The 23,072-nt window shown below is 66.4% G+C and carries 21 protein-coding genes; 10 read left to right on the plus strand and 11 right to left on the minus strand.

Annotated features, from left to right (window positions below):
- The first annotated feature begins 349 nt into the window (after nucleotides 1-349).
- Entirely contained in the window at nucleotides 350-2,035 is a 1,686-nt protein-coding gene (locus ABLE91_RS26260; protein WP_348935506.1) for a multicopper oxidase family protein, read from the plus strand.
- On the opposite strand, the gene ABLE91_RS26265 is transcribed toward ABLE91_RS26260, so the two are convergent.
- Nucleotides 2,020-3,072, minus strand: a complete 1,053-nt coding sequence (locus ABLE91_RS26265; RefSeq protein ID WP_348935507.1) for a CHAD domain-containing protein — start codon at nucleotides 3,070-3,072, stop codon at nucleotides 2,020-2,022. The two genes, ABLE91_RS26260 and ABLE91_RS26265, sit on opposite strands and share 16 nt — an antisense overlap.
- Before the next feature lie 316 nt (nucleotides 3,073-3,388).
- Here ABLE91_RS26265 and ABLE91_RS26270 point away from each other — a divergent pair, with 316 nt between their 5' ends.
- The 6 genes from ABLE91_RS26270 (at nucleotide 3,389) to denD (ending at nucleotide 11,068) form a co-directional block, all read left to right on the plus strand.
- Nucleotides 3,389-5,632: a TonB-dependent receptor gene (locus ABLE91_RS26270; protein WP_348935508.1), complete on the plus strand. Its 2,244-nt coding sequence runs from the start codon at nucleotides 3,389-3,391 to the stop codon at nucleotides 5,630-5,632.
- A 74-nt stretch (nucleotides 5,633-5,706) separates the two neighbouring features.
- Nucleotides 5,707-6,381, plus strand: coding sequence for a Fe2+-dependent dioxygenase (locus tag ABLE91_RS26275; protein ID WP_348935509.1), 675 nt, complete (start codon nucleotides 5,707-5,709; stop codon nucleotides 6,379-6,381).
- A 265-nt stretch (nucleotides 6,382-6,646) separates the two neighbouring features.
- Nucleotides 6,647-8,473, plus strand: a complete 1,827-nt coding sequence (locus tag ABLE91_RS26280) for an IlvD/Edd family dehydratase (protein ID WP_348935510.1) — start codon at nucleotides 6,647-6,649, stop codon at nucleotides 8,471-8,473.
- Nucleotides 8,474-8,482: 9 nt separating this feature from the next.
- Nucleotides 8,483-9,187, plus strand: coding sequence for a GNAT family N-acetyltransferase (locus tag ABLE91_RS26285; RefSeq protein ID WP_348935511.1), 705 nt, complete (start codon nucleotides 8,483-8,485; stop codon nucleotides 9,185-9,187).
- Nucleotides 9,188-9,230: 43 nt separating this feature from the next.
- Complete coding sequence (locus tag ABLE91_RS26290; protein ID WP_348935512.1) at nucleotides 9,231-9,974, plus strand: SDR family oxidoreductase; 744 nt, start codon at nucleotides 9,231-9,233, stop codon at nucleotides 9,972-9,974.
- A gap of 116 nt (nucleotides 9,975-10,090) precedes the next feature.
- Nucleotides 10,091-11,068 carry a D-erythronate dehydrogenase gene (denD, locus tag ABLE91_RS26295; RefSeq protein ID WP_348935513.1) on the plus strand — a complete coding sequence of 326 codons (978 nt, stop codon included), beginning with the start codon at nucleotides 10,091-10,093 and terminating at the stop codon, nucleotides 11,066-11,068.
- Nucleotides 11,069-11,226: 158 nt separating this feature from the next.
- Here the strand turns inward: denD and ABLE91_RS26300 are convergent, their stop codons facing one another.
- A complete protein-coding gene (locus tag ABLE91_RS26300; protein ID WP_348935514.1) occupies nucleotides 11,227-11,688 on the minus strand; it encodes an arsenate reductase/protein-tyrosine-phosphatase family protein in 462 nt (153 codons plus the stop codon).
- 235 nt (nucleotides 11,689-11,923) lie between these two features.
- On the opposite strand from ABLE91_RS26300, the gene ABLE91_RS26305 reads away from it, so the two are divergent.
- Entirely contained in the window at nucleotides 11,924-12,550 is a 627-nt protein-coding gene (locus ABLE91_RS26305; RefSeq protein ID WP_348935515.1) for a hypothetical protein, read from the plus strand.
- A 51-nt stretch (nucleotides 12,551-12,601) separates the two neighbouring features.
- On the opposite strand, the gene ABLE91_RS26310 is transcribed toward ABLE91_RS26305, so the two are convergent.
- Together ABLE91_RS26310 and ABLE91_RS26315 are read right to left on the minus strand one after the other, a co-directional pair.
- Nucleotides 12,602-14,002 (minus strand): MATE family efflux transporter, encoded by a 1,401-nt coding sequence (locus tag ABLE91_RS26310; protein ID WP_348935516.1) that lies wholly within the window; start codon nucleotides 14,000-14,002, stop codon nucleotides 12,602-12,604.
- Nucleotides 13,999-14,505, minus strand: coding sequence for a winged helix-turn-helix transcriptional regulator (locus ABLE91_RS26315; RefSeq protein WP_348935517.1), 507 nt, complete (start codon nucleotides 14,503-14,505; stop codon nucleotides 13,999-14,001). The genes ABLE91_RS26310 and ABLE91_RS26315 overlap by 4 nt, the downstream gene beginning before the upstream one ends.
- A 91-nt stretch (nucleotides 14,506-14,596) precedes the next feature.
- Here ABLE91_RS26315 and ABLE91_RS26320 point away from each other — a divergent pair, with 91 nt between their 5' ends.
- On the plus strand, nucleotides 14,597-15,070 hold the full coding sequence (locus ABLE91_RS26320) for a MaoC family dehydratase (protein ID WP_348935518.1): 474 nt from the start codon (nucleotides 14,597-14,599) through the stop codon (nucleotides 15,068-15,070).
- A gap of 286 nt (nucleotides 15,071-15,356) precedes the next feature.
- Here the strand turns inward: ABLE91_RS26320 and ABLE91_RS26325 are convergent, their stop codons facing one another.
- The 6 genes from ABLE91_RS26325 to ABLE91_RS26350 all read right to left on the minus strand — a co-directional run bounded on the left by ABLE91_RS26325 (nucleotide 15,357) and on the right by ABLE91_RS26350 (nucleotide 20,030).
- Nucleotides 15,357-16,142: a succinate dehydrogenase iron-sulfur subunit gene (locus ABLE91_RS26325; protein ID WP_348935519.1), complete on the minus strand. Its 786-nt coding sequence runs from the start codon at nucleotides 16,140-16,142 to the stop codon at nucleotides 15,357-15,359.
- A gap of 41 nt (nucleotides 16,143-16,183) precedes the next feature.
- Nucleotides 16,184-16,438, minus strand: a complete 255-nt coding sequence (locus tag ABLE91_RS26330; protein ID WP_348935520.1) for a hypothetical protein — start codon at nucleotides 16,436-16,438, stop codon at nucleotides 16,184-16,186.
- A gap of 19 nt (nucleotides 16,439-16,457) precedes the next feature.
- A complete protein-coding gene (gene sdhA, locus ABLE91_RS26335) occupies nucleotides 16,458-18,296 on the minus strand; it encodes a succinate dehydrogenase flavoprotein subunit (protein WP_348935521.1) in 1,839 nt (612 codons plus the stop codon).
- 2 nt (nucleotides 18,297-18,298) lie between these two features.
- Complete coding sequence (sdhD, locus tag ABLE91_RS26340) at nucleotides 18,299-18,703, minus strand: succinate dehydrogenase, hydrophobic membrane anchor protein (RefSeq protein WP_348935522.1); 405 nt, start codon at nucleotides 18,701-18,703, stop codon at nucleotides 18,299-18,301.
- Between the two features lie 11 nt (nucleotides 18,704-18,714).
- Nucleotides 18,715-19,116: a succinate dehydrogenase, cytochrome b556 subunit gene (gene sdhC, locus ABLE91_RS26345; protein WP_348935523.1), complete on the minus strand. Its 402-nt coding sequence runs from the start codon at nucleotides 19,114-19,116 to the stop codon at nucleotides 18,715-18,717.
- Nucleotides 19,117-19,391: 275 nt separating this feature from the next.
- Complete coding sequence (locus ABLE91_RS26350) at nucleotides 19,392-20,030, minus strand: OmpW/AlkL family protein (RefSeq protein WP_348935524.1); 639 nt, start codon at nucleotides 20,028-20,030, stop codon at nucleotides 19,392-19,394.
- A 257-nt stretch (nucleotides 20,031-20,287) separates the two neighbouring features.
- On the opposite strand from ABLE91_RS26350, the gene ABLE91_RS26355 reads away from it, so the two are divergent.
- Nucleotides 20,288-21,349 (plus strand): CE1 family esterase, encoded by a 1,062-nt coding sequence (locus tag ABLE91_RS26355; RefSeq protein ID WP_348935525.1) that lies wholly within the window; start codon nucleotides 20,288-20,290, stop codon nucleotides 21,347-21,349.
- Nucleotides 21,350-21,399: 50 nt separating this feature from the next.
- Here the strand turns inward: ABLE91_RS26355 and oxlT are convergent, their stop codons facing one another.
- Nucleotides 21,400-22,710 (minus strand): oxalate/formate MFS antiporter, encoded by a 1,311-nt coding sequence (gene oxlT, locus ABLE91_RS26360; protein ID WP_348935526.1) that lies wholly within the window; start codon nucleotides 22,708-22,710, stop codon nucleotides 21,400-21,402.
- Between the last annotated feature and the right edge of the window lie 362 nt (nucleotides 22,711-23,072).

A 23,072-nucleotide genomic window follows, 5' to 3' on the forward strand; every position in this document is an offset into this window, starting at 1 on the left:
GAGTAGGTCGCTGCCAGGCCTGCAAAGGACATGACCGGAAGACAAAAATCGCACAAATGCCCATAATCACGATCCCAAACCAAAAAGGCCGTTCGCTCACGCGAACGGCCTTCTTGCGTTGTCTTGACGACAGGAAATAAGCCGGCAAATTAACGGCCCAGGGCCAAGGTTAGTCTCGATCCGTTGAAGCACTCCGGCTGCACCCGCACCTCCGGAACGTGCTCCAGCTGCTCCAACTCACATTTTTAGTCGGCTTAGGCCACCCCGGGCCACCGGAGACCTTTCCATGTTATGCCTTCGGCGCAACAAGGCATTCACGCCGAAATGCATTTTGCGTGTTGGGGGCAACATGACCGACCAAAAGGGCCGTGAGGAACGGGCGCTGCCGTGCGCCGATCATTCTGAAAATCATCTTCTTCCGGAGACATCCCTCTCGCGCCGCGGCTTCCTCGCCGCCGGTGCTGCCGGGATTCTCGCGCCCAGCCTCGCCGGAACCGCTTTGGCGCAGGGCGCCGGGCCGGCGGCCCACGGGTCCGGCCACGGCATGACGCATGGCGGCCCCGCCATCACCCCGACGCAGGACGCGCCGCTGGATCCTTATGGTGCGCGGCAAGTGCGCTTTCCCGAGAACGCGCCGCTGAAAGATCCTGAAGTCCGCAGCTCTGCCAATGGCGTGCTCGAAACCACGTTGCGCGCCTCATACGATTATCACGACGTGGGCGGCTACCGGCTGTACCTGCGCAATTATGAAGGCATGATCCCCGGGCCCACGCTGCGGGTGAAGCCCGGCGACGTCCTCAAGATCCGGCTCATCAACGATCTGCCGCCGAACCGCGACCAGATGCCCGAGCAGATGAACCAGCCACATCTGCTCAACACCACCAACTTCCATTTCCACGGCTCGCACGTGAGCCCCAGCGGCATCGCCGACAATGTGATGCGCTCGATGCATCCGGGGCAGAGCTATGACGTGGAGATCGCCATCCCCGTCGACCACACCCGGGGGCTTGCCTGGTATCACCCGCACCATCACGGCTCGGCGGACATCCAGATCGCCAGCGGCATGGCGGGCGCCATCGTCATCGAGGGCGATTTTGCAGATGTGCCGGAGATCGCGGCCGCCAAGGAGCGGGTCCTGGTGCTGGGCGAAGTGGTGTTCGATGCCCACGGCATGGTGGAGGGATTCGACACCGTCTTTTCCGAAACCTCCGTCCGTTTCCTTACCCTCAACGGCCAGCGCGCCCCGATGCTGACCATGCGGCCGGGCGAAGTGCAGCGCTGGCGCCTGCTGCATGCTGGCTATCAGGACGATCTGTTCCTCTTGCTCGCCCAGCATCAGCTCATCGCGATCGCCAGGGATGGCATCGGCCTCTCCACAATGGGGATGGGAGAGGTGCGGACCGACCAGAAGGATCTGCGGGACGCATTGCTCATCGGCCCGGGGCAGCGCATCGACGTGCTGGTGAAAGCCGGCGCGCCTGGCATCTACGATCTCAAGGCCCTGCCGTACAACCAGGGCTATCCGTCGCCTTCGGGCCTCATCGCGCGGCTGAAGGTGGAGGGCGAACCCTTGCCCATGAACCTGCCCGCGCGTTTACCGCCTCCGCCGCTTGCCACCATCCGCGACGAGGAGATCACGAACCGGCGGCAGCTCACCTTTTCGGCCATCGTGCCTGAGAACGAGGCGGCGGCGAACTGGCGCGAGTTCCGTTTCCAGGTGGATGGAAAAAGCTTCGACATGAACCGCGTGGACCAGCGGGTGAAGCTTGGCGCAGTGGAGGAGTGGACGATCAAGAACCTCCACTTCCACGACCACATCTTTCACATCCACACCAACCCGTTCCAGCTCGTGAAGGTGAACGGGGAGGCGGTGGCGCCGGTCTGGCTCGATACGGTGGTGCTGCCGCGCTATGGCAGCGTGACCTTGCGTTCCCGCTTCCTCGATTTCACCGGCAAGTTCATGCTCCACTGCCACATGATGAATCATGAGGAGCTGGGCATGATGCAGGTGGTGGAGGTTTATGACGGGGCGTGATCGCCCGTGTCGGCTTGCGCGGATTTCCCGGCCTTCCGCGCGAGCTTGCGCTCGAGTTTCTGCCCGAACGCCTTCGCCTTGCTGTCGAACAGATCCGCGTGCAGGGCGCGGGCCTTGCGGATAAGGTCGTGCTGGCGGGCGTCCGCAGCCTCCGCGAGCCGGGCGCGCAGCTCCTCGGGCAGGCGCGCGCCTGCGCCGTCCAGATGGTGGCGCAAGGTCTCGATGTCCTGATAGGTGCCGAGAACATCGCGCAGCTTTTGGGTCCGGCGGGCGCGGCGCTTGCCCGTGCCGGCGGGGAGGTCCGCGAGGAATGACATCTGGTAGCGGTGGGTCACCACGCGCTTCCTCAAATCGTGCATGCGCTCGGGCGCACTGAAATCGTCGGCGGCCCGCGCCTTGGCGTATCCTTTGCGGACGCCGTCCAGAATGTCCGTTTCGCAAGCCTCTGCATCGAGCGTTGCCGCATGACGGGCGTGGGCCTCCGTGAGCCAGCCGCGCAACGTGCGTTCATGGCTCGCGGCCTCGTCGGCGCCGTCCTGATCCTTGCCGATGAGGCTGGCGGCGCGATCCGCATCCTCCGGTCCCAGCCGCTCGGCCTTGGCCATGTCTGCAAGCGCGTCGCGGCAGGCCTGGCGGTCGCGGGAGGAGGACAGCTCCCGGGCCGCGTCCGCCGCAAGGCGCCGCGCCGCCTTCGCCTCGTCGCTTCCCATGAGTCGCAGCAGCGCCCTGTATTCCTTGATGGCCTTGCGCGCGTCGTGGACCATCTCGGTGGCATCGGGCAGCGCGAGGGCCTGTTCCACCTTGTCCAGCGCCGTTTCGAACTGCGCGGCGAGCGCAGCGCCATCGACAGCACGGCGCGCCGGGCGGCCGCTGCGAAGCGGCCTGCGGGACGGCGCGGTGGGGTCGGCATGGGTCATAGGCATGGATCCGAAATGCGCGCCGGCACAGTTGCCCGACACTGTGGCCAATGTGCCACTATGCCATAACGTGCCGGAAGAGTCTGCGGATGTCGCCCTGCGCGCCTGCCCCTCCGTCATGAAAATCAAACCAAGGCAACGCTTTGCCGGCGCTCGACCGCCGAAGGGTAAGGATGCGCCTTAGTTTTTAATTACTCCAATTAGGAATAATATAGATCAGCTTAGATTCAGTCTAATTTCGATGTTCCTGCAAAGGGTTGATGTCAGGAAAGCATCCGTCCTAGAAACCAGCCAGCGAAAACACATGACTTTGTTTTCATTGTGGATGAATTTCGAAGGAGTTCCGAACATGGGGCGGGCTGATTTCTCCGGGGGTATTCGGTCTTCCAAGCATTCCGAGAGTCGCGGCGGTCTGAAGGGGCCGCTCCAGTTCGGCATGGGAATCGCCTCTGCCATGGTCGGCGTGCCCGCAATGGCGCAGCAGGCCGCCGCGCCCACGGAACTGGATCTGCCCACCGTGCAGGTTCAGGACAATACCGGCGGCTTCGTGGCGACCACCACCGGCGTCGCGCGCCTGCCGGTGCCGATCTTCGACATGCCCCAGCAGGTGAACGTCGTCACCGAGAAGGTGCTGCAGCAGCAGAACGACACTACGCTGGAGCAGGCGCTGCGCAACATCTCCGGCATCACCTTCTCCGCCGGCGAGGGCGGCCAGCAGGGTGACAGCCCCATCATCCGCGGCTTCTCGGCCCGCGGCGACATCTTCCGTGACGGCATCCGCGACACCGGCTGGTACACCCGCGATATGTTCAATATCGAGGCGGTGGAAGTGTTCATGGGGCCGTCCTCGTTCGCCTTCGGGCGCGGCTCCACGGGCGGCGTGATCAATATGGTCTCGAAGCTGCCGAAGGATGCGACCTTCGTCACCGGCGACGTGACCGGCTATACCTCGACCGGCTGGCGCGCGACCTTGGATGCGAACGCCAAAGTGAACGACAACGTCACCGCCCGCATCAACTTGATGGGCCAGAACGTCGACACCGCCGACCGCGACAACGTCAATTCCGAGCGCTGGGGCATCGCCCCGTCCGTGACCTTCAACCTGAATGACCGCACCAAGATCACGGCGTCCTATTATTACCAGCATGAGAGCGGCGTGCCGGACTATGGCGTGCCCTACCTGCCGTCGTCCACGCTGAGCACCTCGGCGGGGAATTTCGGCCAGCCCACGGGCGGCTATTACGGCAATGGTCAGGCGACCCCGCCGGTTCCGGTCAACCGCAGCAACTGGTACGGCGTGACCAACGGGCCGTTCGCGGATTCCATCAGCACCGACACGAACATCGGAACGCTCTATATCGAGCATGAGCTGAACGACTTCGTCACCATCAGCAACGGCACGCGCTACAGCATGACGGATCGCAACGTCATCGTGACCGCGCCGCGCGGCCTGGGCACTTCGAACAACGTGGTGTTCCCGAGCCCCCTGACGCCGCAATACTATAACTATCCCGTGCAGAGCATGACCATCGGTCAGCAGCGCTTCAACACGGTGACGGACAACGACCAGCTCACCAACATCACCGACATGGTGGCGAAGTTCCAGACCGGCATCTTTGAGCACACCATGAATGCCGGCATGGAGCTCACCAAGGAAACCCGCGCACAGCAGCGGGTGAACTACTGCAACCAGTCTGCCACGGCTTGCCGCACCAGCCTGTGGGCGCCCAACAACACTTCGGCCAGCTCCGGAATCGGCGGCTTCCCGAACTACCTGCCCACCGCCAACACCACCGACATGACCGACATCGCCTTCTATGCGGGTGATCAGGTGAAGATCGGTGAATATTGGCAGGTGATGGGCTCGGCCCGCTGGGACATCGCCAGCACCACCTACAACTCCACCACCACCGGCGTGACCACGTCGCTCCAGAACGACGAAAACCTCTTCAACTACCGTTTCGGCGTGGTGTTCTCCCCCATCAAAACGGTGAACCTCTACGTCACCTACGGCACCTCCTCGAACCCCTCCTCGGAGTTCGGCGTGCTTGATACCGGCACGGTGACGCTCGCCCCGGAAAGCAACAACACCTGGGAAGCCGGCGTGAAGGCGGAGGTGCTCGACGGCCGCGTGATCCTCACCGGCGCCGCGTTCCAGACCACCAAGACCAACACCCGCGTTCCCACCGACCCGGTGGCGGGTCTGCCGCCGCAGGTTCTGGGCGGCGAGCAGGTGGTGAAGGGCATCTCGCTCGGCGCCGGCGGCGCCATCACCGAGCAGTGGGACCTCACCCTCAGCTACACCTACATGCAGACCGAGGTCACCAGCGCCGGCCCGGCCCCGACCCTCGCCAACCTCGCCACCGTGGGCAAGGAACTGCCGAACGCCCCGCCGAACTCGTTCTCCATGTGGACGAGCTACGACCTCACGCCCCAGCTCACCATCGCCGGCGGCGCGACCTTCAACGACAACACGTTCGCCAACGTCCAGAACACGGTGTACGTGCCGTCCTACTGGAACTTCGATGCCATGGCGAGCTACCAGATCAACAAGAACTTCCAGGTTCAGCTCAACATCTACAACATCACCAACGAGCTCTATTACGCGCAGTATTACGGCGGCCACGCCGTTCCCGCTGCCGGCCGCTACGCGGCGCTCACCGCGCGGGCGACGTTCTGAACGACGCCCCGTGAAGACCCGCGTCGCCATGACCTCCGGCGGCGCGGGTTTCTTTCTTTTCAGGACGCCTGCCCATGATGATCCATATTCCCAATGTCCTTACCCGCGAGCAGGTGCTGCGCTGCCGGCAGATGTTCCAGCGGGTCGAGTGGGTCGACGGACGTATCACGGCAGGTCCCCAGACCAGCGCGGTCAAGCGCAACCTCCAGATTCCCGAGGACGACCCGGAAGCTCTGGAATGCGGGCAGATGATCGTCTCGGCGCTCTACCGCTCGGCGCTGTTCATGTCGGCGGTGCTGCCGAACCGCGTCATGCCGCCCATGTTCAACCGCTATGACGAGGGCATGACCTTCGGCTCCCACGTGGACAATGCCATCCGCCATATCCGTGGCGGCAGCATGCGCACCGATGTCTCCACCACCCTCTTTCTTTCCGACCCCGAGGATTATGACGGCGGCGAGCTGGTGGCCGAGGACACCTACGGCTCCCACGCCGTGAAGCTGCCGGCGGGCGATGCGGTGATCTATCCCGCCACCTCACTGCACCACGTGACGCCGGTGACGCGCGGGGCGCGCATCTCGTCCTTCTTCTGGACCCAGAGCCTCATCCGCGACGAGGCCCAGCGCGGGCTCCTGTTCGACATGGACATGGCCATCATGCGCCTCAACCAGGATCATCCCGGCCATCCCTCCTCGGTCCAGCTCACGGGCGTCTATCACAACCTCCTGCGCCAATGGGCGGAGGTGTGAGGACAAGGGGGGCTCCCTCTCCCGCTTGCGGGGGAGGGCTGGGGAGGGGGCAGATGCGGCCTCTCCAAATCCCCGGCCTTTCCGGCCTGCGGCCGGCCCCCTCCCTAACCCTCCCCCGCAAGCGGGAGAGGGGACGATGTCGCCCCAGGCCATTCCCACCCTCGAACGCCTCCAAACGGAATTGATTTCGTGCCCCGCGGGGCGCATAAATCCCCGCCGATCAAATCGATTAGATGCCCGACAGGCGCGGGCGCGGGAGAGACCCATGGCGGGAGCGGACACGAAGGCCGGAGATCAACCCGAAGCGCACGGCCGCAAGCTGCGCTCGCAGCTCTGGTTCGACAATCCCGACAATCCCGGCATGACCGCGCTCTATCTGGAGCGCTACCTCAATTTCGGCCTGACGCGGGGCGAATTGCAGTCCGGCAAGCCCATCATCGGCATCGCCCAGACCGGCTCCGACCTCTCCCCCTGCAACCGCCACCATCTCGACCTTGCCAAGCGCGTGCGCGAGGGCATCGCGGCGGCGGGCGGCATCCCGTTCGAATTCCCGGTCCATCCCATCCAGGAGACCGGCAAGCGGCCCACCGCCGCCCTCGACCGGAACCTCGCCTATCTCGGCCTCGTGGAGATCCTCTACGGTTATCCCCTTGACGGCGTGGTGCTGACCACCGGCTGCGACAAGACCACCCCGGCCTGCATCATGGCGGCGGCCACCGTGAACATTCCCGCCATCGTGCTCTCCGGCGGGCCCATGCTGAACGGCTGGTGGAAGGGCGAGCGCACGGGCTCGGGCACGGTGGTCTGGAAGGCGCGCGAGCAGTTTGCGACCGGCGAGATCGACTACGACACCTTCATGGACGTGGTTGCCTCCTCCGCCCCTTCGGTCGGCCATTGCAACACCATGGGCACCGCCTCCACCATGAACGGGCTTGCCGAGGCGCTCGGCATGTCGCTGCCCGGCTGCGCCGCCATCCCCGCGCCCTATCGCGAGCGCGGCCAGATCGCCTATGAGACCGGCAAGCGCATCGTCGACATGGTGTGGGAGGATCTGAAGCCTTCGGACATCCTCACCCGCGAGGCGTTCGAGAACGCCATCCGCGTGAATTCCGCCATCGGCGGCTCCACCAATGCGCCCATCCATCTCAACGCCATCGCCCGCCATGTGGGCGTGCCGCTCACCGTGGACGACTGGCAGAGCGTCGGCCACAAGATCCCGCTTCTGGTGAACCTCCAGCCCGCGGGCGAGTATCTCGGCGAGGAGTTCCATCGCGCCGGCGGCATCCCGGCGGTGGTGGCCGAGCTGATCGCGAAGGGCAAGATCCACGAAGGCGCCCTCACCGTGAACGGGCACTCCATGGGCGAGAACTGCAAGGGCAAGCTCTCCTGGGATCGCGAGGTGATCCGCGCCTACGACACCCCGCTGAAAGAGGATGCCGGCTTCATCGTGCTGCGCGGCAACCTCTTCGACAATGCCATCATGAAGACCAGCGTGATCTCGCAGGAGTTCCGCGAGCGCTTCCTCTCCGATCCCGCGCACCCGAACGCCTTCGAAGGGCGCGCCGTGGTGTTCGACGGGCCGGAGGACTACCATCACCGCATCGACGACGCCTCCCTCGGCATCGACGAGCACACGCTTCTCTTCATCCGCGGCACCGGGCCGGTGGGCTATCCCGGCGGCGCGGAGGTGGTGAACATGCAGCCTCCCGCCGCGCTGATCAAAAAGGGCATCCATGCGCTGCCCTGCATCGGCGACGGCCGGCAGTCCGGCACGTCCGGCTCGCCCTCCATCCTCAATGCCTCGCCGGAGGCGGCCGCCGGCGGCGGGTTGGCGCTGCTGAAGACCGGCGACCGGGTGCGCATCGACCTCAACAAGGGCACAGCCGACATCCTGATTTCGGACGCGGACCTCGCCCAGCGCCGCGCCAATCTCCAGGGGCATGGCGGCTTCCCCATCCCCAAGAGCCAGACGCCGTGGCAGGAGATCCAGCGCGGCATGGTGGAGCAGTTCGACGAGGGCATGGTCCTCAAGCCGGCGGTGAAATATCAGCGCGTCGCCCAGACCATGGGCGTGCCGCGCGACAACCACTAGGGCTTACCCATGTCCGAGGAAGCTGCCCCGCAGCCCGTGGGGGAGAGTATCGACGGCCCGCCTGCCCGCCGTCCTGCGCGCGAGGCACTGGAGGGGCGCCACATCCATGTGGTGCCCTTCGACGTGGATCTGCACGCCCGTGATGTCTACGACGCCTCCCACGGGCCGGGGGGCGAGGCGCTCTGGACCTATCTCTTCGCCGGTCCCTTCCCCGACGAGGTGACGTTCCGGCGCTATTATGCCGAAGCGGCCCAAAAGCCGGACCCGTTGCTCTACGCGCTGGTGGATGCCAGGACCGGCGAGGCGGTGGGGCACGCCACCTATATGCGCATCGAGCCGGCAAACCGGGTGATCGAGGTGGGCAACATCCTCTATACGCCCGCGCTCGCCCGTTCGGCGGCGGCCACCGAGGCCATGTACCTCATGATGCGCCACGCTTTCGAGGATCTCGGCTACCGCCGTTACGAGTGGAAGTGCAATGCGCTGAACGCCCCCTCGCGCCGGGCCGCGCTGCGGCTCGGCTTCACCTTCGAGGGCGAGTTCCTCCAGCACATGATCGTCAAGGGCCGCAACCGGGACACCGCCTGGTTCGCGCTGCTGGACCGGGACTGGCCGCGCGCGCGGGCGGCATTCGAGGCGTGGCTGGCGCCGGAGAATTTCGACGGCGACGGCCGGCAGAAGCGCCGGCTGGAGGATCTGCGCGAGGAGATGTGAGGGCCTTGGTCGAAACGGGACACCAAAGCACAAGGAAAAAACTATGGGTGGACGTTTGGAAGGGAAGGCCTGCCTCGTCACGGCGGCAGGGCAGGGCATCGGGCGCGCCATCGCCGAGGCGTTCGCCCGCGAGGGCGGCCGGGTGGTGGCGACCGATCTCGACACCGCGAAGCTGGAAGGCTTTCCTGGCGAGGTGCGCGCGCTGGACGTGCTGAGCACCGCCGCCGTCGAGGCGCTCGCCCGGGAGATTGGCCCGGTGGATGTGCTCGCCAATTGCGCAGGCTATGTGCACCAGGGCTCGCTGCTGGACTGTTCGGAGCGGGACTGGGACTTCTCCTTCGACCTCAACGTGAAGTCCATGCACCGCACGCTCTCGGCCTTCGTGCCCGGCATGCTCAAGAAGGGCGGGGGCTCCATCGTCAACATCGCCTCGGCCGCCTCCTCCGTGAAGGGCGCCCCGAACCGCTACGCCTATGGCGCCACCAAGGCGGCCATCATCGGCCTCACCAAGGCGGTTGCGGCGGACTTCATCACCAAGGGCATCCGCGCCAACGCCATCTGCCCCGGCACCATCCAGTCGCCCTCGCTCGACCAGCGGGTGGCGGCGGTGGCCACCCAGTTCGGCCGCACCGAGGATTCGGTGCGCAACGACTTCATCGCCCGCCAGCCCATGGGCCGGCTCGGCACGGCGGAGGAAGTGGCGAGCCTCGCCCTCTACCTCGCTTGCGACGAAAGCGGGTTCACCACCGGGCAGATCCACATCATCGACGGCGGCTGGTCGCTGTGATGCTGCAATAATGGTCGTCATCCCCGGACTTGATCCGGGGATCTTCAGGTTCTCCAGGCGGCAAGAGATGGCCGGGTCGAGCCCGGCCATGACGCGCTAAAGGACGGAGTTTTCCCATGCATATCCTCGTCATCGGCGGCGCCGGCATGGTCGGCCGCAAGCTCATCGAACGCCTTGCCGCCGAAGGCCGCCTCGGCGGCGCGACCATCACCGCGCTCACCTCCCACGACGTTGTGGCGCCCGCGCGCATCGATGCGCCATTCCCCATCACCACGCGGGTGTCGGACATCTCCGTGCCCGGCGAGGCCGCGGCACTGGTGGCGGACAGGCCGGATGTGATCTTCCATCTCGCCGCCATCGTCTCGGGCGAGGCGGAGGCGGACTTCGACAAGGGCTACCGCATCAATCTCGACGGCACGCGCTTCCTGCTGGATGCGGTGCGGGTGATCGAGGGCTACGCGCCGCGCGTCGTCTTCACGTCCTCCATCGCCGTGTTCGGCGCGCCCTTCCCGGAGGCCATCGAAGACGACTTCTTCCTGACGCCGCTCACCTCCTACGGCACCCAGAAGGCCATCGGCGAGCTGCTGCTGGCGGATTATTCGCGGCGCGGGCTGCTGGACGGCGTGGGCATCCGCCTGCCCACCATCTGCGTGCGGCCGGGCAAGCCCAACAAGGCGGCCTCGGGCTTCTTCTCCGGCATCATCCGCGAGCCTTTGGCGGGGCAGGAGGCCATCCTGCCCGTCTCCGAGGACGTGATGCACTGGCACGCCTCGCCCCGCGCGGCGGTGGGCTTCCTGATGCATGCGGCGACACTGGACACGGGCCCCCTCGGCGCCCGGCGCAGCCTCACCATGCCGGGGCTGGCGGTGACCGTGGGTGATCAGATCGAGGCGCTGCGGCGCGTCGCTGGCGACACGGCCGTGGCGCGCATCAGGAAGGAGCCCGACCCGGTGGTGGAGCGCATCGTCGCCGGCTGGCCGCGCAAATTCGATGCGGCGCGGGCACTTTCGCTGGGCTTCAAGGCGGAGAACAGCTTCGACGAGATCATCCGCATCCATATCGAGGATGAGCTCGGCGGGAAGATCGCGGCCTGAAGATCTGAAGGCGAGAATTCCGCCGGGGGCGATCTTCGCTCCTACATCTGTCATGCCCGGGCTTGTCCCGGGCATCCACGCCTATCCGTTGAGGACATCCCCGTCGGAGCGACTGGCATGGCCGGGACAAGCCCGGCCGTGACAGTGGTTCTTATGAATCAGGCCGCGAAGGCCCAGTCGCGTCCGAGCGCGCCGATGGCGGCGGTGAGGTCCGGCAGCAGCCGGCGATAGGCGAGGCGGCGGACGTGGGTATCCATGATCGCCGCCACATCCTCGAAGCCCCAGCGGTGGTGGACGGCGCAGCGGGACCGCTCCGCGAAGCGCTGGGCATCCTTCTCCACGCTCTCCACCAGCGACACCACCACGTCGATCTTTGGTGCCCCGGAAAAGGTGAACAGTTCCAGAGGCTTGGCTGACAGGCCATCTGCCGGGACGCGCGCGGCGTGCAGGCATTCCACCGCCGCCAGATCCACGGCGCCGGCCGCCGAGACGCCGGCGCTGAAGGCGCGCAGGCGGGGCGCGCGGCCATTGGCGAGGGCCTCCGCCAGAAGGCTCAGCCCCCCATTGTCCCGACAGGCGAACAGGACCGATACAGAAGATCGCGCTGGCGCGTGCGCCATGATGGCCTCCCTTGGATCGATGCCGGGCCGCCGCGCCCGAATCAATCGAGGCCGGACCATAGGGAGAGGCGCAAACGAGAGGATGACAGGGCTGTTTTCAGGGTATTTTCCCCTTCCCGCTACCTCCGGAAGCCCTTGTTAACCAATTTGAAAATTTTGGTGGCCATGCATCGCGAGGCCGGTAGCCCAAGCGATTCGTCTTCGGGCCGCGACGGCGTGTGATTCGGAGGCTTTGATGGCGAAGAGCGAAGTGACGGGCGCGGAGGTGAGCAAGATCGCCGCGAAGGCCCTGCGCAACCCTGCGAGCGTGACTCCCGACGAGATCAGGGCCCTCGCGGCGTCTGCCCTGACCCAGGTCGCGCCGAAGGCGGCGGCTCCCAAGGCGGCTCCCAAGGCGGCCCCCAAGGCCGCTGCGCCGAAGGCGAAGGCCCCGGCCGCCAAGCCGGCCGCGAAGGTCGCTGTGGCGAAGGCTCCTGCGAAGGCGGCCGCTCCCAAGGCTGCTGCCCCTAAAGCCGTTGCCGCCAAGCCGGCCGTGAAGGCTGCTGCCCCTAAGGCCGCTGCTGCGCCGAAGGCGAAGGCCCCGGCGAAGGCCGCTGCCCCCAAGGCTGCTGCTGCCAAGACTGTGGCTGCCAAGCCGGCTGCCGTGACCACCCCCGCTGCTGCGCCGGCTCCTGCCGCTGCGCCCGCCGCGAAGGCGGTGTCCAAGAGCGCGCCGAAGGCTGCCGCGAAGGCTCCTGCGGCGGTGAGCGCCCCGAAGGCTCCGGTCGCCAAGGTGGCCAAGCCCAAGGCCGCCCCGAAGGCGGCTGCCGTGGCTGTGAAGAAGGCGCCGGCTCCCAAGAAGGCGGTCGCCAAGAAGGCCTGAGCCTTTCTGGAAAAATAAGCATCGGCCCGGCATTGCCGGGCCGATTGCGTTTCAGGCCCGCCCTTTGAACCAGGCGCCGGACTTCACGGCGAAGGCAATGGTGAGGCCATAGGCCACGAGGCCGAGCGCGAGCGCGGCGAATAGCGCCGTGACGGAGCCGGTGGCGCGCAAGGCGAGCCAGCCGCCGCCCACGGCGATGATGATCCGCAGGGTGCCCGCCACAAGCGGCCACAGCAGCCGCCCCGCCCCTTGCGACGCGAAATAGAGGCACAGGCCGAGGCCGAAGAAGCCATAGGCGGGACCGACCACGCGCAGATAGGCGCTGCCGGTCTCGATCATGGCGGGATCGGCGCTGAACAAGGACAGCCACGCCGCGGGCCAGATGGCCGCGGCGATGCCGATGGTCTCGGTGAGCGCGAAGGCGATGCCGCCTCCGATGAGCGCGGTGCGCAGCGCCCGCTCATACTGCCCGGCACCGATGTTCGTGCCCACCAGGGCCACCAGCGGGCCGCCGAGGCCGAACACCATGGGCACCAGCAGATACTCCAGCCGCGCGCCGGTGCCGAAGCCCGCCACCGCGTCCACGCTCGCCGCGCCGGCGACCAAGGCGGTGGCGAGGGCGATGGTAACGTTGGTCTGGATCGACGTGATGGCGCCCACCGCGCCGATGCGCAGGATCTCGCGGAACAGCGCCCAGTCCAGCCGCACCCAGCGGAACCGCGCCACGTTGCGGCCGGAGAGGATGTACCAGCCCATCACCAGCATGCCGGCCACATTGTAGATGACGAGGGCGAGGCCGCCGCCCGCCACGCCCATGGCCGGGATGGGGCCGAAGCCGAAGATGAGCAGCGGGGAGAGCGGGATCAGCAGCACCACGCCGCCGCAAATGACCAAAGCGGGGAACAGCATGTTGCCGGTGCCCCGGATGATGCTGGCAAGCCCCGCCATGAGCCAGAGCGCCACCATGCCGGCGAACACCACGTTGGAATAGGTGACCGCCGCCTCCAGCTCGCCGCCCTCGCCGCCGAGGGCGCGGTAGATGGGCCGGCCCCACATGAGCATGATGGCGGTTATGACCAGGGCGATGGCGATGTTGATGACCACCGCATGCAGGACCAGCGCGTCCGCGCCCGCCCGGTCGCCGCGCCCCAGAGCGCGGGCGATGGCGGAAGAGATGCCGCCGCCCATGGCGCCGTTGGAGACCATCTGCATCAGCATCACGGGCGGAAACACCAGCGCCATGCCGGCGAGCGCGGCGGTGCCGAGATGGGAGAGCCACCAGGTCTCGATGAGGCCGGTGGAGGCCTGCGCCACCATGATGAGGATGTTGGGCCACGCCATACGCAGCAGCATGGGCAGGATGGGCGCCTCCAACATGCGCCGCGTGCGCACGTTGAGCTCCGGAGCGGGTGCCGGCTGGGCTTCGACAGGGGGACGTGCGGCGATATTCATTGCCGTCTTCCCTCGCGCAGCGCGTCGAGGGAGGCGAACTTCGCATGGGTGCCTTCCCCGGCGGCCGGGCCCGGCATGCTGCGGAAGACGGGGTCGGTCATGAGGCGGCCGGTGGCGCGATCCACCAGGATGGGATCGGCCATCTCTCCGGTCTCGGTGTTGCGGATGACGACGCTCTCGCCCTCGGGCGCGAAATGCTTGTTGCCCCAGGCGAGCAGGGCGACCACCACCGGCTTGAAGTCGCGCCCGCGCTCTGTGAGCACGTATTCGTGGCGCGGCGGGCGCGTGCTGTAGGCGCGGCGTTCCAGAAGGCCCGCTCCCACGAGGCCGGTCAGGCGCTTTGTGAGCATGTTGGGCGCGATGCCCAGGCTCTTCTGGAAATCGTCGAACCGCGTGAAGCCGTTCAAGGCATCACGCAGGATGAGGATGCTCCACCATTCGCCCACGCGTTCCAGGCTGCGGGCAATAGGGCAGGGCATGGTTCCAAAGCTGGTGCGCTTCATGGCGGGCCACGCGGGTTAATGGAATGATGGACGTCTTGTAGCTCTGTAACTATCAATATGCAAGTAACGGGGCGCGGCCGGGGAGGTCAGCATGTCGGACGCAATCACCATGTCGGGCGCGAAGGCGGAGCTTCTGTATCTGGACGATCTGCGCGTGGGGCAGCGTTTCACCAGCGGGGAGCAGACGCTGGACGCCGAGGCGATCAAGGCGTTTGCGGGTGCGTTCGACCCTCAGCCGTTCCATCTGGACGAGGAAGCCGCGAAGGACACGCTGTTCGGCGGGCTGGCGGCCAGCGGCTGGCACACCATGGCGCTCACCATGCGCATGATCGTCGCCAGCGTTCCCATTGCCGGCGGCGTCATCGGCGGCGGCGGCGAAATCGCCTGGCCACGCCCAACCCGGCCGGGCGACACGCTGCATGTGGAGAGCGAGATCATGGAGGTCACGCCCTCCCGCTCACGGCCCGAGCGGGGCATGGCGCTCCTGCGCAGCGAGACGAAGAACCAGAAGGGCGAGGTGGTTCAGGTGCTCAATGCGAAGCTGGTGGTGCCGCGGCGGGTGTGAGGGCGATGCCGTTGTCCTGGACAAGCGACGGCGAAGCCGGAGTGCCGATCCGGGACCCAGCGCAAGGCTCCGGCGAAGCCGTCAACCCGCGACCAGCGTCCTTACGCCATCGCCGCGTGGCGGCCCTGGCGGGTTGAAGTGCCTTCGGCAGTCCCCTGCGCTGGGTCCCGGATCGGCGTTCGAGCTGCGCTCTCACTTGTCCAGGACAACGGCGAAGCCGGAGCGCCTCAAACGAAAATGGCCGGGACGAGCCCGGCCATTTGCACACCTCGGTGTCACACAAAACTCAGATCTGCCGCTCGACCATCATCTTCTTGATCTCGGCGATGGCCTTCGCCGGGTTCAGGCCCTTGGGGCAGGCCTGGGCGCAGTTCATGATGGTGTGGCAGCGATAGAGCCGGAAGGGGTCTTCCAGATTGTCCAAGCGCGCACCGGTGCGCTCGTCGCGGCTGTCGGAGAGCCAGCGGTGCGCCTGGAGGAGGGCTGCCGGGCCGAGATAGCGGTCGCCGTTCCACCAATAGCTGGGGCAGGAGGTGGAGCAGCAGGCGCACAGGATGCATTCATAGAGCCCGTCGAGCCGCTCGCGGTCGCCCTTGGACTGCCGCCACTCCTTCTCGGGAGGGGCCGTGTCGGTCTGGAGCCAGGGCTCGATGGAGGCGTGCTGGGCGTAGAACCGGGTGAGGTCGGGAACGAGGTCCTTCACCACTTCCATGTGCGGGAGGGGGTAGACGTTGACCACGCCCTTCACCAGCACCTCGTCCATGCCACGCGTGCAGGCGAGCGTGTTGGTGCCGCCGATATTCATGGCGCAGGAGCCGCACACGCCCTCGCGGCAGGACCGGCGGAAGGTCAGCGTCGGGTCGATCTTGTTCTTGATGTAGATGAGCCCGTCCAGCACCATCGGCCCGCAATCTTCGCGGTTCACGTAATAGGTGTCGATGGAGGGATTCTTCCCGTCATCCGAGTTCCAGCGATAGACGCGGAACTCGGTGACCTTGGTCGCGCCCTGAGGCTTCGGCCAGGTCTTGCCGCCGGTGATCTGGGAATTCTTCGGAAGGGCCAGTTCAACCATGTTCCGTCCTCATCGCCGGACACGCCGGCTGCGATAACTTCTCAGTCCTCAAGCCTGTCGAAGCGCCGCTCCAGCAAGGCGGCCCGGCGCTCCTCCATGCGCTCGTCGCGATGATCGCGCCGAGACTTCTCCGCCTTCAGAGCGGCAATGCGCTCCTCCAGCGTCTCCACCTGCCCGGACAAGGCGTCCACCTTGTCTTCCAGCCGACGGAGCTGATCGAGGATCAGGGCGCCGACCTTCTTTTTCCCCAAGGCCTTCTTGCCCAAAGCCTTCTTGCCCACGACCTTGATGGCCATGGCCGCCTCTCCAACCCGTTCAGTACACGCGCTTTTTCGGCTCGATATACTGGATGTCGTTGGACAGCGTGTAGGTGTGCACCGGCCGGTCGTCGAGCCGCACCTTGCCGGTGGACGTGTCGAGATAGGCCAAGGTGTGCTTCATCCAATTGTGGTCGTCGCGGTCCGGGAAATCCTCGCGGGCATGGGCGCCGCGGCTTTCCTGGCGGTTCGCCGCGCTTTCCATGGTGACGACCGCCTGGGAGATCAGGTTGTCGTATTCCAGCGTTTCCACGAGATCAGAGTTCCACACCATCGAGCGGTCGGAGATGCCGATGTCGGTGGTCCCCTTGAACACGTCGTGGATGAGCTTGCAGCCCTCTTCCAGAATTTCGCCGGTGCGGAACACCGCGCAATTGTTCTGCATCACCCGCTGCATGTTGGCGCGCAGCGCGGCGGTGGGGGTGGAGCCGGAGGCGTGGCGGAAATGGTCGAGGCGCGAGAGCGCCTTGTCCGCGCTGTCGGCGGGCAGGGGGCGCGGCTTCTCGCCGGGATGCACCACTTCGGCGGCGCGCAGCGCGGCCGCGCGGCCGAACACCACGAGGTCGATGAGCGAGTTGGAGCCGAGGCGGTTGGCGCCGTGCACCGAGACGCAGGCAGCCTCGCCGATGGCCATCAGGCCGGGCACCACCTTGTCGGGGTCGCCATGGGCCTTGTTCAGCACCTCGCCGTGATAGTTCGTGGGGATGCCGCCCATGTTGTAATGCACGGTCGGGATGATCGGGATCGGCTCGCGGGTTAGATCCACGCCGGCGAAAATCTTGGCGCTCTCGGAGATGCCGGGCAGGCGCTCGTGCAGGATCGCCGGGTCCAGATGGTCGAGATGCAGGAAGGCGTGGTCCTTGTTCTTGCCGACGCCGCGTCCCTCGCGGATCTCCATGGTGATGGAGCGGGACACCACGTCGCGCGAGGCAAGGTCCTTGGCGGAGGGGGCATAGCGCTCCATGAAGCGCTCACCCTCCGAATTGGTGAGATAGCCGCCTTCGCCGCGCGCACCTTCGGTGATGAGGCAGCCCGAGCCGTAGATGCCGGTGGGGTGGAACTGCACGAATTCCATGTCCTGCAAAGGCAGGCCGGCGCGCAGCACCATGGCGTTGCCGTCGCCGGTGCAGGTATGGGCGGAGGTGGCGGAGAAATAGGCGCGGCCATAACCGCCGGTGGCGAGGATGGTGAGGTGCGAGCGGAAGCGGTGGATGGTGCCGTCATCCAGCTTCAGCGCGACCACGCCGCAGCAGCGGCCGTCCTCGTCCATGATCAGGTCGATGGCGAAGAATTCGATGAAGAATTCCGCCTTGTGCTTCAGCGCCGCGCCATAGAGCGTGTGGAGCATGGCGTGGCCGGTGCGGTCCGCCGCCGCGCAGGTGCGCTGGGCGGTGCCCTTGCCGAAATGGGTGGTCATGCCGCCGAACGGGCGCTGGTAGATCTTGCCGTCCTCGGTGCGGGAGAAGGGCACGCCCCAATGCTCCAGCTCGTAGACGGCGGCGGGCGCGTTGCGCACCAGATATTCGATGGCGTCCTGGTCACCCAGCCAGTCCGACCCCTTCACGGTGTCGTACATGTGCCATTCCCACTTGTCCTCGCCCATATTGGCGAGGGAGGCGGCGACACCGCCCTGGGCGGCCACCGTGTGGGAGCGGGTGGGGAACACCTTGGTGATGCAGGCGGTGCGCAGCCCTGCCTCCGAGCAGCCGACCACCGCGCGAAGGCCTGCGCCGCCGGCGCCCACGACGAGCACGTCGTAGGTGTGGTCGGTGATGGGATAGGCCGCGCCGTTGGTGCCGGGGGCGGCTGAGCCGTTGGATCCGTTTGCTTCGGCCATTGTCAGCCTCCCAGGCTGATCTTGAGCACGGCGAACGCCCCGGCGAGGCCGACGGCGACCGTGAAGAACGTGTTGGCGACGATGCAGAGCACCTTCGCGCTTTCATCGTGGACATAGTCCTCGATCACCACCTGCATGCCGATGCGCATGTGGGTGGTCACCGAGAGCAGAGTGAGGAGGATGATGACCGCCACCAGCGGATTGCCCAGCGTGGCGCGGGCCGCCTCGTAGCTGGAGCCGGCCAGCATGATGACAATGACGATGAAGCACACCGCCAGGATCAGGTTGCCGAGGCCGGTAACCCGCTGGAGGAAGAAGTGCTCCGTGCCGGAGCGGGCGGCACCGAGGCCGCGGACCCGGCCGAGCGGGGTGCGCATCGGGGCGTGGTGCGTTTTGGGGCTGCTCATGGTGGTTCTCCTCAGCCCTTCAGCGCCAGGCCGATGATCCAGACGATGACGGTGAGCCCGATGGAGCCGGCCAGCGTCGCCTTGGCGAGCAGCACGCGCTCCTTCGGCCCGAAGCCGACGAGGAAATCCCACATGAAATGGCGGATGCCGCCGAGGGCATGGTGCAGCAGCGCCCAGGTGAAGCCGAGCAGGATCAGGCGGCCAATCCAGGAGCCGGCGATGCCGGTGAAAAGATCGTAGGCGCCCGGCGAGGTGGCCGCGGCCAGGAGCCACCAGACCAGCAGCACCGTACCGAAATAGAGCGCACACCCGGTGATGCGATGCACAATCGACATCACCATCGTGAACAGCGGGCGGTAGATCGATAGGTGGGGAGAGAGCGGGCGCTCGATACGCGACGGACTGTCGGCCATGGGGCTCCTCCGGAAATCGATCGATCAGGTATCTCAATCGTTGCCAGTTCGCAACGATTCCAAAGCACAGTTTCGAGCCTGATGCACCAAAATGCCGCGACGCGAAATGGAGAATATTGCATGGCGGCCTAGCGCGTACGGCGGGGATGCTACGCCCAGGGCGGAAGCCCCGCCAGACGAGACGGCGCATCACAAAAGAAAAAAGGCGCGGCGGGCAGCCGCGCCTTCCAAAATGGAAAATAATTCCGTTCGCAGAAGGGACTATGACAGCCCGCTCAGAACCGGTAGGTCACGCCGGCGGCCACCAGCCAGGGGTTGAGGTCGGCGGTGCCGCTGAGGACTGCATTGCCTACACCGACGTTGAAGTCCGGCTCCAGGAAGAGCTTCTTCACATCGACATTGAAGCCCCAGTGGCGATCGATCATGTAGTCGAAGCCCGCCTGGAGCGCCCAGCCGAAGCTGTTCTTCACGTCGAGCGACTGCACGTCATAGGTCTTGGTGTTGAAGAACACCGTGTAGTTCACGCCGGCGCCCACATAGGGCTTGAACGCGCCGAAATCGGTGAAGTGGTATTGCAGCGTGAGGGTGGGCGGCAGCAGCCACACCTTGCCCACATCGAGCCCGCCGAGCGTGCCCGCGCCGTAGATGGTGTGCGGCGTGACGCCGAGGATCAGCTCGGCGGCGATGTTCTTCGTGAAGAAGTAGGTGATGTCCAGCTCTGGCACCACCGAATCAGAATAGGAAAGGCTCGATCCCGCCACGCCGTTCACCGAGCCGCCCCCGGACGGCAGCACGCCGAGGGCTCTGAGGCGGATCATCCAGGGGCTCGGTTCGGCCACCACGGGGGCCACCGGCGCCTTGAACGCTTTTGGCAGGTCCGCCGCCGCAGCGCTCCAGGCGCTTGCAAAAACCATCGTCCCGGCAATGACTTGTGCGATACGTCGGCCCAGATATCCCGTTCCCATTGCCCCAATCCCCATTTCAAAATCTGCCAGCGCAGACTTGAGCGGGCGGGAGCGTCGAGGCTTGAGATGGATCAAGTTTCGCAGACCCCCTTCAGTTCTTTCGTCGGCTGTGGCTTGGTGGTGACACGGCCTTTGCGTCGCCGCATTTGGCGGGAAGAAGCCGTCGCTTGCGCCCAAGGGCGGGAAAGCACGATTGAATGCGATTGGTGTTTCGGCGAAGCCTCACGCCCGGCTTCCTCTTGAAGGCCCTCTTTCTGCTGCTGGTGCCCATGCTGCACGCCGCCGGCACGGTGGATGCCGCCGCGCAGGGCACGTCGCGCACGGAGACCATGCGCGTCGGCAAGGAGGAGCGGTCCTACCTCATCGATTTGCCGCCGGCGCCCGCGGGCCCGGCCAAGCCCCGGCCCACCATCATCGCGCTCCATGCCGCCGCGCAGACCTCGGAGGGGTTGAGGGATTATCTGGGCCTCGAGCCCGCCGCCGAGCGCGAGGGCTATGTCACGGTCTATCCCCAGGGCATCGGCCGAGTGTGGAATGACGGCCGCCCCGCCGCCATGCGGCTTAAAGCAGTGCTGACGCCCGGCGACGACGTGCCGTTCCTGGTGGCCCTCGTGCAGCGCCTCGTACAGCAGGGCATCGCGGATCCGGCGCGGGTCTATCTGATGGGCATCTCCAATGGCGGCTTCATGGTGGAGCGCATGGCCTGCGAATTCCCTGATGTCTTCGCGGCCTATGCGGTGGCCATGGCGACGGCGCCGGCCAATTATCGCGAGGAATGCCAGCCCGCCCGCCCCGTCCCCATCATGTTCGTCCACGGCACCGCGGACGGGGTGATCGCCTGGGACGGCTTCTGGACGCCGCTGGGCGCGACCCTCTCCGCTCCGGACAGCGCGGCGCTCTACGCCAAGCTCGACGGCTGCACGGAATCCACCAATACCAGCCTGCCCGACGTCGAGCCCCTGGACGCCACCACCGTCTCGGTGCGCCGCTGGACGGGCTGCGCGGAAGGCGCGGAGGTGGCGCTCTACAGGGTGGAGCGGGGCGGGCACCAGTCGCCCGCCCGCACCGAGACCAAGCCCGGCCTCGCGACGCCCTTCCTCGGCCTGCGCAACCGGGACATCGACATGGGCGAAGAGGCCATCGCCTTCTTCGCGCGCTATCCCATCGCCCAGGCGCCCGTCGGCGCGGCGGTGCCGTTCCCGGTGCCCTCGCCGCTGAAAGCCCCGCAGCGCCGCGCGGCTACGGGACAGGGCTTGTCCGTGCAATAAAAAAGCGAGGGCCGGAGCCCCCGCTTTGCCGTCAGCCCTGACCGGTTTGATCAGGAGGTCGCTTCTTTGCCCTGCCAGTCGGGGCTGGCCGTTGCCTCCGCCTCACGGGCGGAGCGGGCGAGGAAGCGGGCGCGCAGGGGCTTCAGCACGAACATGGCGAGGAAGGCTGCCGTGATGTTGAGCCCCATGGCGATGGCGAACACCGCCGACCAGCCGTAGCGGGCCGCCGCGATGGAGGCGAGCGGCACCAGGAGCGCGGCGGTGCCCTTCGCGGTGTAGAGCATGCCCGCATTGGTGGCCGCGAACTTCGAGCCGAACGTGTCGCCGCAGGTGGCGGGGAAGAGGGAATAGATCTCTCCGAACACCCCGAAGAAGGCGGCCGAGAACAGCACGAACACCAGCGGGTTCTGGCCATGATAAACCAGCATGGCCAGCGAGCCGGCCGCGATGGTGAAGGCGATGAACATGGTGTTCTCGCGGCCGATCTGGTCCGACACCCAGCCGAACAGCGGGCGGCCGAACCCGTCGAGGATGCGGTCCAGCGAGATGGCGAAGGTGAGCGCCGCCATGGTCACCCCGAACAGCGAGACGGGCACATCCGCCACCTTGAAGTCGTGGGCGATGGGGCCGATCTGCGCCGCCGCCATGAGGCCGCCGGAGGCCACCATCACGAACATGGCGTAGAGCAGCCAGAAGATCGGCTTGCCCAGCGTCTGGCGCGGCGCATAGTCCACCTTGCTCTGGGGCAGGCGGGAGACCTTCTTGGGCGCGGGCATGTTCTTCGGCGGCTGGCGCACGAAGAAGGAGAGCACGAACACCACCGCGCCCTGGCCGAGGCCGAACACGAGGAAGGCGGTCTCGTAGCCCTGGGAGGCGATCATCTGGGCGATGGGCACCACCGTGAGGGCCGCGCCCGCCCCGAACCCGGCGGCGGTGATGCCGGCGGCGAGGCCGCGATTGTGCGGAAACCATTTCAGCGCATTGCCGACGCAGGTGCCGTAGACCGAGCCGGCGCCGATGCCGGCGATCACCGCCGCGCCGTAGAGCACCGGCAGGGAGGTGGCCATGGAGTTCAGCGTCCAGGCGAGCGCGATCATGAAGCCGCCGAACACCAGCACCACGCGCGGGCCGTAGCGGTCCACGAACCAAGCCTCCACCGGCACCAGCCAGGTCTCGGTGAGGACGAACAGCGTGAAGGCGAACTGGATGGCCGCCCGGCCCCACTGGTGCTTCGCCTCGATTGGATCGACGAACAGCGTCCAGCCATATTGGAGGTTCGCGATCATCGCCATGCAGACGACGCCGCAGATCAACTGCACCCAGCTCTGCCTATTGCTGTCGGATTGTGTGGTCTCTTGCATCTCTACCTCGTGCATTTCCTTGCCGTGGCCATCTTGGGGTGGCCGTGGAAGGGCCCGCCTGAGTCGGTGGGGCGGGTATGAACAGCTTCGAGGGGTGTCCCGGCAGTCGGATGCGCGGCACCACGCGTCCGCTCCCAACTTCCCCATACGGAATGGCAAATTATGTATGCCAGATCCAAAGTCGGAGCAGTTTGCCGGGCAAGCGGGCGGGCGCAAGTCGTGCCGCTGGGGATGCCGTAACGGCGATGGCGAAAGAAAATGTTGTGCAGTGCGAAGAAGGGGCTTGGCGGCGCCGTCGCTCCCTCTCCCGCTTGCGGGGGAGGGCTGGGGAGGGGGCAGATACGGCCTCTCCAAATTCCTGG

The sequence above is a fragment of the Aquabacter albus genome (assembly GCF_040049275.1).
Classification (GTDB): domain Bacteria; phylum Pseudomonadota; class Alphaproteobacteria; order Rhizobiales; family Xanthobacteraceae; genus Aquabacter.

Bases quoted from the DNA above. Each gene is read 5' to 3' on its own strand.
- ABLE91_RS26260 (WP_348935506.1), top strand. From the start codon at position 350: ATGACCGACCAAAAGGGCCGTGAGGAACGGGCGCTGCCGTGCGCCGAT.
- ABLE91_RS26265 (WP_348935507.1), bottom strand. From the start codon at position 3,072: ATGACGGAGGGGCAGGCGCGCAGGGCGACATCCGCAGACTCTTCCGGC.
- ABLE91_RS26270 (WP_348935508.1), top strand. From the start codon at position 3,389: ATGGGAATCGCCTCTGCCATGGTCGGCGTGCCCGCAATGGCGCAGCAG.
- ABLE91_RS26275 (WP_348935509.1), top strand. From the start codon at position 5,707: ATGATGATCCATATTCCCAATGTCCTTACCCGCGAGCAGGTGCTGCGC.
- ABLE91_RS26280 (WP_348935510.1), top strand. From the start codon at position 6,647: ATGGCGGGAGCGGACACGAAGGCCGGAGATCAACCCGAAGCGCACGGC.
- ABLE91_RS26285 (WP_348935511.1), top strand. From the start codon at position 8,483: ATGTCCGAGGAAGCTGCCCCGCAGCCCGTGGGGGAGAGTATCGACGGC.
- ABLE91_RS26290 (WP_348935512.1), top strand. From the start codon at position 9,231: ATGGGTGGACGTTTGGAAGGGAAGGCCTGCCTCGTCACGGCGGCAGGG.
- denD (WP_348935513.1), top strand. From the start codon at position 10,091: ATGCATATCCTCGTCATCGGCGGCGCCGGCATGGTCGGCCGCAAGCTC.
- ABLE91_RS26300 (WP_348935514.1), bottom strand. From the start codon at position 11,688: ATGGCGCACGCGCCAGCGCGATCTTCTGTATCGGTCCTGTTCGCCTGT.
- ABLE91_RS26305 (WP_348935515.1), top strand. From the start codon at position 11,924: ATGGCGAAGAGCGAAGTGACGGGCGCGGAGGTGAGCAAGATCGCCGCG.
- ABLE91_RS26310 (WP_348935516.1), bottom strand. From the start codon at position 14,002: ATGAATATCGCCGCACGTCCCCCTGTCGAAGCCCAGCCGGCACCCGCT.
- ABLE91_RS26315 (WP_348935517.1), bottom strand. From the start codon at position 14,505: ATGAAGCGCACCAGCTTTGGAACCATGCCCTGCCCTATTGCCCGCAGC.
- ABLE91_RS26320 (WP_348935518.1), top strand. From the start codon at position 14,597: ATGTCGGACGCAATCACCATGTCGGGCGCGAAGGCGGAGCTTCTGTAT.
- ABLE91_RS26325 (WP_348935519.1), bottom strand. From the start codon at position 16,142: ATGGTTGAACTGGCCCTTCCGAAGAATTCCCAGATCACCGGCGGCAAG.
- ABLE91_RS26330 (WP_348935520.1), bottom strand. From the start codon at position 16,438: ATGGCCATCAAGGTCGTGGGCAAGAAGGCTTTGGGCAAGAAGGCCTTG.
- sdhA (WP_348935521.1), bottom strand. From the start codon at position 18,296: ATGGCCGAAGCAAACGGATCCAACGGCTCAGCCGCCCCCGGCACCAAC.
- sdhD (WP_348935522.1), bottom strand. From the start codon at position 18,703: ATGAGCAGCCCCAAAACGCACCACGCCCCGATGCGCACCCCGCTCGGC.
- sdhC (WP_348935523.1), bottom strand. From the start codon at position 19,116: ATGGCCGACAGTCCGTCGCGTATCGAGCGCCCGCTCTCTCCCCACCTA.
- ABLE91_RS26350 (WP_348935524.1), bottom strand. From the start codon at position 20,030: ATGGTTTTTGCAAGCGCCTGGAGCGCTGCGGCGGCGGACCTGCCAAAA.
- oxlT (WP_348935526.1), bottom strand. From the start codon at position 22,710: ATGCAAGAGACCACACAATCCGACAGCAATAGGCAGAGCTGGGTGCAG.